The sequence below is a fragment of the Microbacterium sp. IEGM 1404 genome (assembly GCF_030056775.1).
Taxonomy (GTDB): Bacteria; Actinomycetota; Actinomycetes; order Actinomycetales; family Microbacteriaceae; genus Microbacterium.
In genome coordinates this window covers 798,287-812,098 of record NZ_JASHKP010000002.1, presented here as the reverse complement: position 1 = coordinate 812,098, position 13,812 = coordinate 798,287, and the positions used below count along the sequence as shown (strand labels likewise).

Genomic DNA, 13,812 nt, shown 5'->3' with positions numbered 1-13,812 from the left:
CGGGGCGGCAGAATTATCCGCTCACCGGCGGGTCAGTGGGCTTCTGCCACGTCCGGACGTTGCTGCTCGAGCGAAGCCGCGACAGGGCGTGCACCCTCTCGACCTCGTCCGGCGACACCAGCGCCGACCATCCGCCGTTCTGATCATCCCGAGGTCCCGCGATCGCGGTCGAAGGCTCGATGCCGTCGTACCGGATCATCACCATTCCACGGCTGAGGCCGCGCCTCATGCGCGCACCCATGATGGAACGGTGATCGATACTCAGTTGCTCGACCAGTGGGCCGCGCGTGCGGGCCTGGCACCTCAATGCCGTCCCGAGGCCCAGATGGCCTGGGGCGACTTCGAAGTCGCTTTCGGGATACGAGAAAAGGGTGACTGCTTCGAGGTCATTTCTGTCAACCGTGGGCATTGGGTCGTGGATGGCGCCACGTCGTCGCGAGACTCGGCCGTCGCGATGCTCCTCGCACGATTCGGTCAGCTCTGGCGATCTTTCGACGGTCTGCATGATCCCTTCCCGGCGGGGCGTGCGGCTGGCTCGCGGGTCAGCCCCGTTGCCGAGGGGCATCTCGCCCAGGTGAACGGGGAACAGGGGGTCTTCCGACGTGAAGAGGATGCCCGCGTCTTCACGCACGTCGCCGATCGACCCCACGACGATATCGCTGCACTGATGACGACCCTCTGACGCCGCGGTCAGCGCTCGCTCCCCGTCAGGCGTGCGATCCGGCCGTCGACGTCGTCGAGCGCGTCGAGGGCTTCGACCGCGGGTCCGAGAATGACCCGCGGGCTGCCGTCATCCTCGGTCGAACGGGCGAGGAAGCGAATCGCGACTGCCTCCGCTTCCTCGGCGCTGAGAGGCGGCGTCTCGCCTTCGGGCATCATGCGTCCCCCTCGATCGACGAGTCGGTCGGCTGTGGAGCAGACCAGCCGTGAGCAGCCAGGAACTCGTCCGGGACTCGCAGGCGAGCCGCGGTGAGGAGGTCGTCGACCGCCTTCGCGACCCGGACGCGGCCGTGGTCGAAATGCAGATTCGTGAGTTTGAGGAGCGGAACGCTGCGAGACCCGTAGTCGACGCTGAAGCCCGCTCGTCCACGGTCATAGACGAAGGCGATCGGCAGGAAGTCGTAAAGCGTGAACTCGAGCGTGAGCCACGGTGTCGGCCTATCCCGAATCTCGGTGACCGCGGCGTCATCCGCTACATCTCCTCGCGAACGCAGCTCCAAGGCGAGGCTGCGTGCCAATTGCTCCATCGAATCGACGGTCTGCCCTTCGTCCATGCCCCATCTTCTCTCCGACACGGACAGCACGGTGGGTCGAACCACGGCGAGGACGCTTCGCGGCTGCGGGGAGGATGAACGAGATTCTCGAGATGTGCGCGCATCGAGAATCGCGGCACCCGGACGACGGAGGCGGTCCTCGAAACGGAGCAGGACGCGAATCGCTTCCTCCTGATGTGCCTGGGAGTGATCTAGCGACTCGAGCAGGGATCTCATGACTGTCTCCCCGCCTTCGCTGATCCCGGCGTAGTCGTCAGCGAAGAAGGGGCCGTTTACTCGGTCCGGGATGCAGCAGCTTCTGCGGAACGGTTCTCATGCGTTCACCAGGGGGAGTCGTGTCATTTCCACGGTCAAGTTCTCAATCTCCTCGGGCCCTACCGTCGCCGACCACCCATCGTTCTGGTTTCCCCTGAGTCCCGCGGAAAGGGCTTCGGCAGGTTCGCGACCGTTGTACCGAACGATGATCATTCCTCGATTCAATCCCCTCCTCACCCGCTCGCCCACCTTCACGGGTACCCCGTGCCATGTGCCGGTCACCACCTGTGAGAAGCGAGCAGTCAAGGTGTGAGGGGACAACTTCACCCACGGGTCCAGTGGGTCGTCGCTCACCTCTAGAGCGTCGGGAAAGTCCTCATTCCGTGGGGGAGTGGCGGTCGCCAGTCGAACGAAACCGTCTCCCCCCGAGTGCAATGAATACCGTTGACCGCGGTATTCGAGGAGCGTTCCTGTAACGGGGATCGTCAACGCCGTCACCCTACCGTTGGACCCGCGCATGACATTTCCGGGGGTCGACGACGGTTCCGTCATTCCCGCACCGGGGGAAGTCGTGTCGTTTCCACGTGCACCCTCTCAACCTCGTCCGGCGACACCAGTGCCGACCATCCGTCGTTCTGATTACCCGTAAGCCCCGCCGCGCGAGCGGTGGCCGGTTCGACGCCTTCGTACCGGATCGTCACCATTCCACGGCTGAGGCCGTGCCTGACGCGCTCATCGATGGTGACGGGAACGCCGTGCCACGTGGCGGTCACCTCCTGTGCGTATCGCCCGGAGATGGCGCTGCGCGGGAGCTTCACCCACGGGTCGGAGGGGTCGTCATTGAACTCGATCGCGTCCGGAAAGATCTCGTGCGACGGTGGGCCGTCCGTCTGGAGGCGGACGTAGTCGTCGCCCCCGGAGTGGCGTGGGTACCGCTTGCCGCGATACTCGAACAACGTCATGCTGACGGGCACCTTTGTCATGCGGGCCGAAACTCCTCGAGGTCCCGGAGGAGACGAAGACCGTCCACGGCATCTTCGAGAGCCTCTGCCCGAGTGTCGAACGTTCTGCGGGTTCTGGTGATCACCGCAGCCCTCTCGTCGGTGTGCAACGTCACCCACCGTGCGCCGTTCTTGAACACACAGACCTTGCTCGATGTCGATCCTTCGGGCGCGCCTTCGTTCAGGAATTTGCGGAGACGCTCGGAGTCGACGATGTCGTGGAACTCATCGATCTGCATCGTCCGCCATCCGTCGTATCTGAGTATCGACATCCTCTAAGGCGCTGAGGGCGTGTGGCGGGCGATGATCGCGGGGGACGACGATCGGCATGTTCCCCACGAGCATCTCGTCGAGATCGCCGCGCTCGACGTAGCCGCGGCCTTGGTAGTAGAACACCCAATTCGGCCCTGCTTCGACCGCGGGGCCGAGAATGACCCGCGGGATGCCGTCATCCTCGGTCGAACGGGCGAGGAAGCGAATCGCGACTGCTTCCGCTTCCTCGGCGGTGAGCGGCGGCGTCTTGCCGTCCGGAGTCATACTTCCCCCTCAGTCGATGATTCGGTCTGCCGCTGTTGAGCAGACCAGCCGCGAGCAGCCAGGAACTTGTCCGGGATTCGCAGGCGAGCCGCCGTGAGGACGTCGTCGACCGCCTTCGCGACCCGGACGCGGCCGTGGTCGAAATGCACGTCCGTGAGTGTGAGGAGCGAAGCGCGGCGAGACCCGTAGTCGACGCTGAAGCCGCCCCATCCGCGGTCGTAGAAGAAAGCAACCGGCAAGAAGTCGTACAGAGTGAATTCCAACGTGAGCCAGGGGGTCGGGCTGTCCCGGATCTCTGTGACCGCGGCGCCGTCCGCGACATCTCCGCGGGAACGCAACTCCAGGACGAGTCGGCGCGCCAACTGCTCCATCGAGTCGACCGTCTGTCGTTCGCCCATGCCATGTTCCTTTCCGATGCGAGTCGTGGACCCCGCGGAGCAGGGCGGCGGGATCGACGCCGGCGCGCTGGGCGAGGTCGGCCACCGCCGGCTCGTCGGCGCTGGGCATCGCCACGCGGCCCCACGCGTGGTACGCGACGACGGCCACGGAGATGAGGGCGTCGGGCTGCGGTCGCGTCACGGTCGGTACTCCTCTGGGCCCCGTCATCACGTCACTCCCTCTCGATCAGTCGCCGGCGTCGCGTTCTGCGCTCTTCATTTCTCAGCGGCGCCGAAGCGGCGTGTAGGTCCTACGCGCGACCATCTCGAACACCTCTTGTGCTGCTTCGACGGAGATCTCTTCGATGTCCGCTTCGAGAGGGAAGCGGATGGCCTTTTCGACCGTGCGGAACTTGTCCTCCGTCCAGGAATCCACGTCGAGGAGACGCTCGTCGACGGGACCCTCTGCATCCATCCTGCGGCGGAAGACCGAGACCGGAACGAGCTTTCCCTCGATGACCTGTTCTCGCACGAAGTATCGGGTCGATGGCGGGGCAAGGAGGTCGCGCAGCGCGGCGAGCGCGGTCGGTGGGATCTCCATCGCATCCGGGGCGCCGGGGTTCACGACGATCCCCACACCGTCGGCGGCGCCGCCCACCAAGGTGCGCGCGGGAATCACGACCGCGGTTCGGCCGGTACCGAGTTCTGCCGGGACCTTGTCGGCCGCGGTGAATACGGCGAGGAACGTCGCGTCACCACGATGGACGACGAGAGGTTCGATGGACGCCGCGCCGGCTTCGCCGTCAACCAGGGCGACGAGGTCAGACCGGATGAGGAGTGATGCCACCTGTTCCGAGGCGACCTCGCCGGCCTGCGCCCGGAGCATGATCGATTCGAGCTCATTGTCGGGCCGTTGGTCGTTCACGTCGACGGCGCGTCCGTCGGAGCGGTGAGCCGGGTGAGTCGCCCCTCCCGCACGAGGTCACGAATGCCGACCCCGGGCTCGATGACGGCGAAGCGAAGGCCGCCGCCCGGGCGTCCGAACCACGGGGCGACTCGCTGCACCTCGAACCGAATCGTCGTCGCGGTCACGAACTCGTGGAGGGGTTGATTCAGCGCCGACACGGGCAGTGAGCGTGCCTCGAAGGACGTTCCTGCGGGGAAGAGAAGGAAGCCGTCGAGTGCCCCGATGCGGTCGAGGAGGAGACCCGCGGGGGCATCGATCACGAGAGGATTCTCGGCACGCGCCAGCAGGTCGAGCACGTGGGGCGCCGCCCAGTCCAGGAGACGTTCGCGCTCGTCCGCAACGATGACCGTTGCCGGGGGGAGGGGGCTGAGGAGGTACGCGTACAGCGCCGACTGGATCTCCTCAGCAGTTGCACGTGCCAGCAACGGGCGCGCTTGGCCGTAGTCGAGCGTGTCGAGAACCCAGCCGTGCCCGGGAGTCTCGACGACGCGGAGAGCCCCCTCCCACGGCGACGTCTCGTCTCCGGGGAGCACGACGGACTCCGCGGGGATGGCTGCTTCATCGAGCCTCAGACGGACGTGGTGCCAGTCAACGGTCATGGGCGTGCCTCTCGGTCGACAGCGCGAGGTGTTCCGGCGCCGCGGGGGATGATGGATCGATGGACGGTAGCGAGACCCTCGAGATGTGGGCGCACCGGGCCGGATTCCCCACACCGCTGCGCCCCGGTGAGGCCACACGAGGGTGGTGGAACCCGGAGACCGCGTTGGCGGTTCGCCGCACCGCCGATTCCACGTGGCACGTGGACACCGAGAATCGCGGCTCTCGGACGACGGAGGCGGTCCTCGAAACGGAGGAGGACGCGAATCGTTTCCTCCTCATGCGGTTCGGGGTGCTCTGGCGACTCGAGCAGGGACTCGAGGACTGTTTCCCCGCCCGGGCTGATCCCAGCGTCGTGATCACCGAAGAAGGCTCCGTGTACTCGGTCCGGTGGAACGGTCGGCGCGCCGCGATCGCGGGTAAACGCCAGGCGATCCGATACAGCCATGTCGTCGACGAATCGCTCGCCCTCATCAGCGCACGCCTCATGAGCTAACCGGCTGCGGCGAGGCGAGCCATCTGCGCATCGACGGGTTCTGCGCTCGACAGCGTGAAAACGGCGTCCCCGTTCTTCGGGATGACATAGGGGCCGTTGCCGGCCAGCGCCTGGAAGACATCGCCGTGAACGGCGAACGCCTCGGATTGATAGCCCTGCACCCACCACGCGCCGTAGTCGAGGGTCTCTCCCACAAGGACGCACCGCACGCCGCCGCGGTCCGCGGCGTGACGGAGGGCCTGACGCACGAGCTCACGGGCGGCCGCCGCGTCGATCATCTCAGCCTCGCCTCGTGACGTTCAGACCGGTGCTGGTGTATCGGGGAGTGGATGCCGTGGGATGCGTCCTCAGCGGCGGCGAAGCGGGACATACGTGCGGCTGGCGACCATGTCGAAGATGTCTTGGGCCGCGTCGTCGGAGATCTCCTCCAGATCGGAGTCGAGTGAGAAGCGGATAGCGCGGTCGAGCACCCCCCGGGTGTCGGGAGCCCACGTGTCGACGTCGACGAGGTACTCGTCGACCGTGCCGGTCGAGTCGGTGCGTCGGCGGAAGAGGCGAGCGGGCACGAGCTCGCCATCGATCCGCAGCTCACGCACGAAGTACCGCGGTGAGTCCGCAGGGGTCTGGGCCTGGTGTTCCGCAGCCTTCTTCTGGCGATTCTTCTCGTGCCAGGCGGACACGCTGTTGAGCGAGCGCAGGCGAGAAAGGAAGTTCTCGAGGGCGGGTTCCTCCGACGAGAACTCGCGGCGTCCGATCGGGGTCGCGCGCTCGTCGGTCGCGAAGACGACCCATCCGTCGGAGGTCCGCTGGATCGCGATGACGTCGGTCTCGTTCGTCGCGTCCTCGAACCAGCGGTATCCGGTCAGACCCTCGGTGCGGATGGCGTCGAGGACCTCTTCGCGTGTCAACGTCACTGACGGACCTCCTTGATCAACCCGAGCCTCTCCATCATGTCGGTACTGAGCGGGAACAGGTATTGCGTCCCGCCGCCGCGCTGGCCGAAGCCCGGCGCGATCGGACCCACCTGCACGCGCAGGTCTTCGAAGGACAGCTGGTACGCGTTCATGAGGTTGCCGATCTCCTGGCGCAACTCCGCATCGGGGTGGTTGCGAACCGCCGCAGGGATGTCACTCAGATCGCCGGTGACCTCGTACTGGTGATAGTGCGCGGGGTCTTCCACGTAGGGGAGAGACCGCGACGCGTAGTCCGCCGGCCCATCCTCGCCGATCGGCGAGGTGAAACGACCGCCCGGACCGTAGCGGTCGACGAGGGTGCCGGCGGCCGGGTGGCCGTCCTCGCGGATGACGATGACCTCACCGTCGCTCCCCGTGCGCGTCGCGAATCCGTCGTGCGGGACCTGGCTCCAGTCGACCCTGTGGTTGGGGGCGAGTACCTCGGGGCCGCGGGGGATCTGGACGTCTGCAGGCCACACGCCCGTCTGCTCATAGGTCGCGTAATCCTGGGGGCGGTCGGCACGGAGATACTCGTCGAGTTGCTGGGCGTCGAGGTCGCTCCGGCCGACGACGGCGCTGAGGTCTCGTCCATTGGCATCGACGAGCGCGGGGGCGTGTCCATCCGCGACTCCGCTCGGCGAATCCGATCCCGGATCGGTCTGGAGACGGTGGGTGTCGGACGGGTCGACCGGACCGGTCGCCGAGTCGATGCCGTCCGCCGGTCGCACGTCCTGATCGGGGAGGGCGAACTGCGTCTCGGAGCCCGATCGCGGAGTGCCCCCGCCATCGTCCGCGTGCCGCGGGGAGCCGGCGAGGTCGGTTCCGTCGTGCGGATGCGCTCCTGCCGGAGAACCGAGGCCATCGTCGACAGCGGTCTTCGCAGCGGACGGGTCGACGATGTCGACGCCCTGCGGCCAACCGAGAGACGGAGCGTCGGAGGGCCGCGGAATCTGCGAGAAGATCTCCTGCTGCTGCGCCCGGAGGTCGGCCAGGGTCTCGGGGGTGTTGCCGGGCAGACGCTCCATCTCGTAGAGCGTGTGCGTCTGCATCTTCGCCGCGAAGCTCTCCTCGGTGTGGAACTGCACCTCGATGACGCGGCCGGAGGCGGGATCGACCCAGTTGCTGTTGATCCCTTGGTACCCGTCAGCGCCCCAGGTGTTCTTGAAGGTTCCGTACGGCTGGTACCCGTCCGAGGCGAGGCTGTCGATGACCGTGCGCGTGCCGGCTGCGTAGCTCTCGGTAGGCACGATCACGGTGTAGCGGACCGAGTCCTTCATGTTGCCGAGGACGGAGTCCACATCGCCTCGGACGCCCGGAAGGTCGCCGTACCCGAGGTCGGCCGACACCTTGCGATACATCGAATCGTCGCCCTTGAGGCGGAACTCGAGCCCTTCGAGACGGGCGCCCGGCTGGTCGCCCACGATACGGACGAGGTCGTCTGTGATCCGGGGCTCCGCGGCTCGGGAGTCGGCGAGGAAATCGTCGACCGCGACCTTCTCGGGGGCGGACAGGAAGAGATCGCTCTGTTCCGTGCTCTGCCAGGCCGGGGCGTCGGGATCCTTCGGCGGGACGGCCCCGGCGTTCTCCGGATCGCCCGCGACGTCGTCGCCGAGACGGCCCGACCCGGTGTCACCGTCGTCGATGCCGTGGTGGCTCGCGCCGTCATCTGCGTTGCCGGATCCAGTGCTGTCATCGCCACGGCCCGTATCCGCGCCGTCATCGCCCCGACCCGTATTGGCGTCGTCGCCGCCGCGGTCCGCGTTCGCGTCTTCGCCGCGTTGGCCCCCGTTCGCGTCGTCGCCGCGTCCGCCGCCGTTCGCATCGTCGCCGCCACGGCCCAGACCGCCGCCGTTTCCGGTCTCCGAACCGCCCTGCCCGCCGGCGTTGCTGCTGCCGCCACCGGTCTCGGTGGAGGGCTCCCGCACGACCGTCGACTCACCCGCGCCACCGGTCTCCGTACGAACCGGCGCATCCTGGACGATCGAGTTCACGGCGCCGGGGCCGGCCTCGCCTCGGACACCGCCGGCCGAGACCAGCTCGGGCTCGCGCGCGGGCGCCGCCACACCCGCATCCGCTCCGCCGTCGGTGCGTACCGGGACGTCGCCGCCGCGCACGCCGTCGAACGAGCCCGCGGGCATCTCGATGCGACCCGAGGGGATGGCATCCGTCGGCGGGAACTCGTACACCGGCACACCGTCTTCGATGCGTGCCGTGATGCTGTTGAGGTCCACTCCGGCGTCGTCGAGGGCGCGCAGCGCGGAGGCCGCATCGTCGGCGACGAGAGGCATGTCGGGAGTGTTGAGGTGGAAGCCGTCGGTGGCATTCGACCCGAGGCGACCGATGATGCTGTCGAGGCTGCCGATGCCGGCACCACCGAGGCGCAGGGCCCCGTTCATGGCGAGGGCAGCGGGGTCGACGAAGTCGGCGACCCGCGCCATCTTCGAGATGACGGATGCCGCGGTCGACGCCGTCTTCACGCCCGCGACGGCCGCGCCGCCGACGGGGATCAAGGCGGTGCCGACATTGAACACCGACTCGCCGAGTGCGGTGCCCGGGTCGTCCTGCCACTTGTCCCACGCAATGAGCGCCTTGCCGGTGTTCAGGGCGGCTTCGTCGGCCTTGGCCTTGAAGTCGCGCACCTCTTGCGGCAGGAAGCCGCCCATGCCGGTGGCCTGGGCCAGGCTGTCCGTCCAGAAGAGGGGACCGAGCATCGGCGAGTTCGCCAGACCGGAGACCGCGATCAGTCCGAGGTTGCCCCAGGCGGCCCCGTAGGCGTCGCCGGAGAAGAACTCGCCGGTCTCGGGGTTGTAGCCGAGCACGAGAGTGCCGAGACCCGTGACCGTGCCCCAGACGCCACCGACGATGATGCCTTCCCAGAGGAAGTCCTTGAAGACGAAGTTCGCCGTCGCTTCGCCACAGCCCTCGGTGCGCTCCACCTCAGCGCCCCAGGGCATGTCGGTGCCCTCGGGGATCTCGGAGATGCCGTATCCGAGAGCGTCGTCCTCGGACGTGGCGGCGTGCAGCGGTTGGGCGCCGTAGAGGGCGCGGATGCGGTTGGCGCAGGCGCGTTCGGCCTCCCACAGCTTGACCTGTTGCGCGTTGACCGCCGCGATCAGCTCGTTGTTGCGGTCGACGTGGTCCTGCGACTCGTGCCACTCCTTCGTGACCGTGCGGTACTGCTCCGGCGCCGCAGCGCTCGACGACCCCGTTGTCGACGAGCCCCACGAACCCTGATACGTCGGCATCGCGGTCGCTCCGCCGTACGGCGACTGCGCCGCGGTCCAGGCGGGGTTGATCTCGCGGACCTGCACGCCGCCCTGGATCGAGTCGACGAAGGCCTGCGCCTGCACACGCAGCGAGTCCAGCTCCGCCTTGATCGGGCGCACGTCCGCAGCGAACGCGACCAGCGCGGCCGACACCTCGGCCAGATTGTCGCTGACCTGGGTCGCCTGCGACGACACCGGCGCCATCAACCCCAGCAGCGTCGGCGATTCCGGAGCCTCATAGACCCCGGCCATGCCCTGCCACTTGAAGTGAACGTTCGAGCCGTGCTCGGACACCTGACCCGAGATCGTCCCGATCGTGCGGGCGTTCTCCTCGATGACCTCCGGCTTGATCTCGTCACCCGGGATCTCACCGACCTTGATCGCGTCCGGCATCACATCACCCCGTGCGGCAGAGAGGGCGGGTACACGGCGGAGACGGCCGCGGTCTGCGCGTTCGCCGCCATCTCCATGTCACCCGCGACGTAGGCTTCGGTGGCGCTGACGACGCCCTGCGCCGCCGCGCCGATGCGGGCACTCATGCCCTGGATGCGGGGGCCTTCCTCCTGCTGGAAGTAGGCCTGCACGGCTTCCGAGATCGCGCCGGAGTTGGTCGCCGTCACGGCCCCCTCGAGCGCAGGACTCAACGAGTTCAGCGCGGTGCCGAGGGCCTCGGCATCCACGTTGACGTCCTGCAGCACGGCTACGACGCCCGATGGCTGAATGCTCCAGCTCGTCATCGCCCGTCCCCCTTCATGTCGTCAGACCCGCGCGGCCCCGCGCGCGGGCGCCATCGATGCCGGGTGCAGAGCGCACCCGGCATCCAGCGGCGATCGTCAGCCGATCGACTCCACCGCCGCGCGAGCCTTGCTCAGCGCGGTCTGGGCGGACTCGTCGTTGCGCTCCAGCGACGAGCGGAGCGTCTGGATGATGCCGCGCACCTCGGCGGCGGCGTTCTTCCAGCGGGTCTCCTTGCCGCGGTAGTCCTCGGACACGCCGTCGGCGGAGTAGTCCGCCATCGCGGCCTGGACGTCGCGGTCGCGCTGGTCGATCAACGACTCGAGCTGCGCGGCGACGCGGTTGAAGTTGTCCTGAGCGTTCTGCGAGGCCGCGATCGAGTAGTCGCGACGGTCTCCCTGGTTCACCATGAGTCAGTCCCTTCCTAATCTCCGCGGCCGCCGAAGCGGGCGGCGTCGAACGACGATCCGGCTTCGAGGCTCGTGGTCTGGTCGACCATGGACGACTCGCCCTCCTGGAAGGAGCGGTCCATGCCCGAGATTCCGCCGAGCACGCCGTCGAGGGCCAGCTTCAACTCGGAGGAGATCGCGTCGGTGCGCGACTTGAAACGGTCGAACGCGGCACGTCCCGCGCCCTGGAACTGTCCCTCGAGCGGCTCGGCCGCCTCGAGCAGCTGGCGAACCAGCAGCGACAGCTCATCACTCGACCCCGAGGTGGCCTTACCCAGCACACCCAGAGTGTCCGAACCCATTGCGAACTTCACGAGAGCCCACCCTTCGATCGCGAATAAACCTGCAACGAACTTTGAAACCCTAACCACGGGGCAGCCGTCGCGGAACGAAGATGAGAGAACTCTCCTTTTTCTCTCACATGGTGTAGGAGGGGTCAGGAGCCCGCTTTGGCCGCGGCTTTCGCCGCGCGCTTGTGCTCGCGGACCTTCGCCAGCGAGTCGGGGCTCGTGATGTCGGCGACCGACCGGAACGACCCGTCCTCGCCGTACGGTGCCGACGCCGCACGCCATCCCGCCCCGTCGTAGCCGTACTGCTTGCCGAGCAGTGCGAGGAAGATCTTCGCCTTCTGCTCGCCGAAGCCCGGGAGCGCCTTGAGCCGCTTCAGCACCGTCGCACCGTCGGGGTCGTCGCGGGTCCACAGCTCTGCGGCATCCCCGCCCCAGTCCTCCTCGATCGCGGTGCACAGCGACTGCACGCGCTTCGCCATGGACCCGGGGAAGCGGTGCACCGCCGGGGACTGGGAGAACGCCGCTGCGAACGCCTCGGGGTCCTCGTGCGCCAGGGTCTCGGCATCCACTGATCCGATCCGCTCCCGGATCTTCAGCGGCCCTGCGAAAGCCGTCTCCATCGCGACCTGCTGGTCGAGCAGCATGCCGATCAGCAGCGCGAGGGGATTCGTCGACAGCAGCTCGTCGGCGGCCGGGTCGTCGGTGATGTGCAGGCTCATCCGTCCATTCTCGCGCGGGTCACGCGCGCGGAGCGATCCACTTCTCGGCGAACGACACCGCGGCGAGATAGTGCAGATCGTCGGTCACCTCGGTGAGCTGCCGCTCGAAGTCCTCGACGCTACCGGGCTTCAGACGCGTCACGACCGACCCGTCGACCCTCCGGATCACGACCTCGCTCGTCGACGGCGCATCCGAACGCGAGTCGAGCAGGCCCATCACGATGGTGGCCGCCCAACGCAGGCCGTTGCGGGGGCGATCCTCGCCGGCGACGCGGTACACCTCGGATGCGGGAGTGCTCATGCGCACATCCTGCCCGGCCGTCGAGTCCTACGCCGTCGGTTCGCCCCGCGGGGTGGGGCGTCTGTGCCGCGGGGTGGTGCGCCTGTGCCGCGTCGGCGGGAGGGGATTCGGCGGAGGGAGGACGGATGCCGGGGCGCGGGTCCTCCGCTCGCGGAATCGCCTCCGCTCGCGCGCGGTCAGCCGCGCGGGCTCAGCCGGCGTCGGCGATGCGGGACGCGGGCGTCTCCGGCGCGACCTCGATGCCGAACAGCGCCGACAGGGCCGAGACGTATTCGTCGCCGCGACCGGACTCCGCCAGCTCGTGCGCGCGGGTCGTGGGGGTATGCAGGAGCACGCCGACGAGGTGGCGCAGAGCCTGCTCGGTCTGCCCGCCCTCGTCGCCGCGGGCGCGCACGCGCTCCACCTCGGCGTCGAGGACGCCGAACACGTGGGCGCGCAGCGCGACGACGGCGGGGGTGATGTTCTTGCGCTCCCCGACCGAGGCGAACCGGCGGGCGGCGTCGCGGACCAGGTCGCGCGCGGCATCCGTCGCCTGGAGCTCCTCCAGCGGGGCGTGGAGGCGGATGGTCTCGAGGTCGAGCAGGTCGACGCCGGGAACGGTGGCGACGTCGGGATCGACGTTGCGGGGAAGGCCGAGGTCGATGACGAGGCGACGGCCGGAGTGGTCGACGGGGCAGCCGACGGACGCCGGGGCGGCGGCTTCAGCGGCCGTGCGACCCGCCGCGAACGTCGCGGCGCTCACCACGTGGGTCTCGCTCGTGGTGCACGTGATCACGAGGTCGGCATGGGCCACGGCGGCGGGGAACGTCTCGGCGGACACGGCGCGCAGCCCGTGCTTGGCGGCGAACTTCGCGGCGCGCCCCGAGGGGGAGTAGACCGAGATGTCCTCGGCGCCCTGATCGCGCAGGGCCGCGACCGTCGCGGCCGCGTAGGCGCCCGTGCCCACCAGCAGCACGCGCTGCGTCGACCAGTCGGCGATGCGGCTGTCGGCCAGCTCGAGGCCGAGGCGCACGAGCGAGCGGCCGGCGCGGCCGATGGCGGTGGAGTTCTTGACGCCGCGCTGCGCCTCGGACGCGCGCTGGAACAGGCGCTCGAGCTCTCCGGACGTGGTGCCGAGCTGCCGGGATTCGGTGAGCGCGCGGCGCACCTGCCCGGCGATCTCGCCCTCGCCGACGACGACGGATTCGAGACCGGATGCCACCGAGAACAGGTGTTCGGCGACGTCGCCGCCGCCCAGCACGGTGTACGAGCCTTCGAGCTCGCTCGCGGGCACGCCGGTGGCCGCCTCGATGGCGCTCAGCGTGGCTTCCACGCCCACCGCGACGGCGGCCGTGACGGGCTCGTCCATGTCGACGTAGGCCTCGAAGCGGTTGCAGGTGGCCACGACGACCGCTCCCTGCACGCATTCGTCGTGCGCGGCGATCAGGGGGGCGACGGGGGTGGTGGGTACGCTGAGCCGCTCGAGGAGGTCGAAGGACGCGGTCTTGTGACTCGCGCTCACGCAGAGCAGCACGAAGAGATTCTACGCCCGACCCTCTCCGAGTATTCCGAGTCGCCTCTCGACGTCGAGGCATCCCCCTCTCTCCCAGAAGGCC

At 68.4% G+C, this 13,812-nt stretch carries 20 protein-coding genes; 2 read left to right on the top strand and 18 right to left on the bottom strand.

Annotated elements, in window-relative coordinates; translation table 11 throughout:
• Positions 1-13 precede the first annotated feature (13 nt).
• Positions 14-241, bottom strand: coding sequence for a hypothetical protein (locus QM517_RS09470; RefSeq protein WP_283286955.1), 228 nt, complete (start codon positions 239-241; stop codon positions 14-16).
• 9 nt (positions 242-250) lie between these two features.
• On the opposite strand from QM517_RS09470, the gene QM517_RS09465 reads away from it, so the two are divergent.
• Positions 251-682, top strand: a complete 432-nt coding sequence (locus QM517_RS09465) for a hypothetical protein (protein WP_283286953.1) — start codon at positions 251-253, stop codon at positions 680-682.
• 8 nt (positions 683-690) lie between these two features.
• Here the strand turns inward: QM517_RS09465 and QM517_RS09460 are convergent, their stop codons facing one another.
• The 8 genes from QM517_RS09460 to QM517_RS09425 form a co-directional block, all read right to left on the bottom strand.
• A complete protein-coding gene (locus QM517_RS09460) occupies positions 691-879 on the bottom strand; it encodes a hypothetical protein (RefSeq protein WP_283286951.1) in 189 nt (62 codons plus the stop codon).
• Positions 876-1,490 carry a hypothetical protein gene (locus tag QM517_RS09455; RefSeq protein ID WP_283286949.1) on the bottom strand — a complete coding sequence of 205 codons (615 nt, stop codon included), beginning with the start codon at positions 1,488-1,490 and terminating at the stop codon, positions 876-878. The genes QM517_RS09460 and QM517_RS09455 overlap by 4 nt, the downstream gene beginning before the upstream one ends.
• Before the next feature lie 587 nt (positions 1,491-2,077).
• A complete protein-coding gene (locus tag QM517_RS09450; protein ID WP_283286948.1) occupies positions 2,078-2,512 on the bottom strand; it encodes a hypothetical protein in 435 nt (144 codons plus the stop codon).
• Positions 2,509-2,769, bottom strand: a complete 261-nt coding sequence (locus tag QM517_RS09445; protein WP_283286946.1) for a hypothetical protein — start codon at positions 2,767-2,769, stop codon at positions 2,509-2,511. The genes QM517_RS09450 and QM517_RS09445 overlap by 4 nt, the downstream gene beginning before the upstream one ends.
• Entirely contained in the window at positions 2,756-3,067 is a 312-nt protein-coding gene (locus tag QM517_RS09440; RefSeq protein ID WP_077051325.1) for a YrhB domain-containing protein, read from the bottom strand. Before QM517_RS09440 ends, QM517_RS09445 begins: the two co-directional genes overlap by 14 nt.
• A complete protein-coding gene (locus QM517_RS09435; RefSeq protein ID WP_283286944.1) occupies positions 3,064-3,465 on the bottom strand; it encodes a hypothetical protein in 402 nt (133 codons plus the stop codon). Before QM517_RS09435 ends, QM517_RS09440 begins: the two co-directional genes overlap by 4 nt.
• Positions 3,466-3,727: 262 nt before the next feature.
• The gene (locus QM517_RS09430; protein ID WP_283286942.1) at positions 3,728-4,330 is read right to left on the bottom strand and encodes an SseB family protein; all 603 of its coding nucleotides are present in this window, start codon (positions 4,328-4,330) and stop codon (positions 3,728-3,730) included.
• A gap of 35 nt (positions 4,331-4,365) precedes the next feature.
• Positions 4,366-5,010 (bottom strand): TNT domain-containing protein, encoded by a 645-nt coding sequence (locus tag QM517_RS09425; protein WP_283286941.1) that lies wholly within the window; start codon positions 5,008-5,010, stop codon positions 4,366-4,368.
• A gap of 59 nt (positions 5,011-5,069) precedes the next feature.
• On the opposite strand from QM517_RS09425, the gene QM517_RS09420 reads away from it, so the two are divergent.
• Entirely contained in the window at positions 5,070-5,504 is a 435-nt protein-coding gene (locus QM517_RS09420) for a hypothetical protein (RefSeq protein ID WP_283286939.1), read from the top strand.
• Here the strand turns inward: QM517_RS09420 and QM517_RS09415 are convergent.
• The 9 genes from QM517_RS09415 to QM517_RS09375 form a co-directional block, all read right to left on the bottom strand.
• Positions 5,501-5,782, bottom strand: coding sequence for a YrhB domain-containing protein (locus tag QM517_RS09415; protein WP_283286938.1), 282 nt, complete (start codon positions 5,780-5,782; stop codon positions 5,501-5,503). The genes QM517_RS09420 and QM517_RS09415 overlap by 4 nt on opposite strands.
• A 69-nt stretch (positions 5,783-5,851) precedes the next feature.
• Positions 5,852-6,418 (bottom strand): hypothetical protein, encoded by a 567-nt coding sequence (locus QM517_RS09410; protein ID WP_283286937.1) that lies wholly within the window; start codon positions 6,416-6,418, stop codon positions 5,852-5,854.
• Positions 6,415-10,116 (bottom strand): glycohydrolase toxin TNT-related protein, encoded by a 3,702-nt coding sequence (locus QM517_RS09405; RefSeq protein ID WP_283286935.1) that lies wholly within the window; start codon positions 10,114-10,116, stop codon positions 6,415-6,417. The genes QM517_RS09410 and QM517_RS09405 overlap by 4 nt, the downstream gene beginning before the upstream one ends.
• A complete protein-coding gene (locus QM517_RS09400) occupies positions 10,116-10,460 on the bottom strand; it encodes a DUF6507 family protein (RefSeq protein WP_077049835.1) in 345 nt (114 codons plus the stop codon). The genes QM517_RS09405 and QM517_RS09400 overlap by 1 nt, the downstream gene beginning before the upstream one ends.
• Before the next feature lie 96 nt (positions 10,461-10,556).
• The gene (locus QM517_RS09395; RefSeq protein WP_076493299.1) at positions 10,557-10,868 is read right to left on the bottom strand and encodes a pore-forming ESAT-6 family protein; all 312 of its coding nucleotides are present in this window, start codon (positions 10,866-10,868) and stop codon (positions 10,557-10,559) included.
• Positions 10,869-10,882: 14 nt separating this feature from the next.
• Positions 10,883-11,221, bottom strand: a complete 339-nt coding sequence (locus QM517_RS09390; RefSeq protein WP_283286932.1) for a hypothetical protein — start codon at positions 11,219-11,221, stop codon at positions 10,883-10,885.
• A 122-nt stretch (positions 11,222-11,343) separates the two neighbouring features.
• Positions 11,344-11,916: an HhH-GPD-type base excision DNA repair protein gene (locus QM517_RS09385; protein WP_077049833.1), complete on the bottom strand. Its 573-nt coding sequence runs from the start codon at positions 11,914-11,916 to the stop codon at positions 11,344-11,346.
• A gap of 19 nt (positions 11,917-11,935) precedes the next feature.
• Complete coding sequence (locus QM517_RS09380; RefSeq protein ID WP_077049832.1) at positions 11,936-12,217, bottom strand: hypothetical protein; 282 nt, start codon at positions 12,215-12,217, stop codon at positions 11,936-11,938.
• Between the two features lie 190 nt (positions 12,218-12,407).
• A complete protein-coding gene (locus QM517_RS09375) occupies positions 12,408-13,730 on the bottom strand; it encodes a glutamyl-tRNA reductase (RefSeq protein ID WP_283286929.1) in 1,323 nt (440 codons plus the stop codon).
• Between the last annotated feature and the right edge of the window lie 82 nt (positions 13,731-13,812).

Excerpts from the sequence above, each read along its gene's own strand:
- QM517_RS09455 (WP_283286949.1), bottom strand. The coding sequence starts at position 1,490 with ATGAGATCCCTGCTCGAGTCGCTAGATCACTCCCAGGCACATCAGGAG.
- QM517_RS09460 (WP_283286951.1), bottom strand. The coding sequence starts at position 879 with ATGATGCCCGAAGGCGAGACGCCGCCTCTCAGCGCCGAGGAAGCGGAG.
- QM517_RS09420 (WP_283286939.1), top strand. The coding sequence starts at position 5,070 with ATGGACGGTAGCGAGACCCTCGAGATGTGGGCGCACCGGGCCGGATTC.
- QM517_RS09380 (WP_077049832.1), bottom strand. The coding sequence starts at position 12,217 with ATGAGCACTCCCGCATCCGAGGTGTACCGCGTCGCCGGCGAGGATCGC.
- QM517_RS09400 (WP_077049835.1), bottom strand. The coding sequence starts at position 10,460 with ATGACGAGCTGGAGCATTCAGCCATCGGGCGTCGTAGCCGTGCTGCAG.
- QM517_RS09395 (WP_076493299.1), bottom strand. The coding sequence starts at position 10,868 with ATGGTGAACCAGGGAGACCGTCGCGACTACTCGATCGCGGCCTCGCAG.
- QM517_RS09405 (WP_283286935.1), bottom strand. The coding sequence starts at position 10,116 with ATGCCGGACGCGATCAAGGTCGGTGAGATCCCGGGTGACGAGATCAAG.
- QM517_RS09415 (WP_283286938.1), bottom strand. The coding sequence starts at position 5,782 with ATGATCGACGCGGCGGCCGCCCGTGAGCTCGTGCGTCAGGCCCTCCGT.
- QM517_RS09450 (WP_283286948.1), bottom strand. The coding sequence starts at position 2,512 with ATGACAAAGGTGCCCGTCAGCATGACGTTGTTCGAGTATCGCGGCAAG.
- QM517_RS09385 (WP_077049833.1), bottom strand. The coding sequence starts at position 11,916 with ATGAGCCTGCACATCACCGACGACCCGGCCGCCGACGAGCTGCTGTCG.
- QM517_RS09470 (WP_283286955.1), bottom strand. The coding sequence starts at position 241 with ATGGGTGCGCGCATGAGGCGCGGCCTCAGCCGTGGAATGGTGATGATC.
- QM517_RS09430 (WP_283286942.1), bottom strand. The coding sequence starts at position 4,330 with ATGCTCCGGGCGCAGGCCGGCGAGGTCGCCTCGGAACAGGTGGCATCA.
- QM517_RS09425 (WP_283286941.1), bottom strand. The coding sequence starts at position 5,010 with ATGACCGTTGACTGGCACCACGTCCGTCTGAGGCTCGATGAAGCAGCC.
- QM517_RS09440 (WP_077051325.1), bottom strand. The coding sequence starts at position 3,067 with ATGACTCCGGACGGCAAGACGCCGCCGCTCACCGCCGAGGAAGCGGAA.
- QM517_RS09435 (WP_283286944.1), bottom strand. The coding sequence starts at position 3,465 with ATGGGCGAACGACAGACGGTCGACTCGATGGAGCAGTTGGCGCGCCGA.
- QM517_RS09445 (WP_283286946.1), bottom strand. The coding sequence starts at position 2,769 with ATGCAGATCGATGAGTTCCACGACATCGTCGACTCCGAGCGTCTCCGC.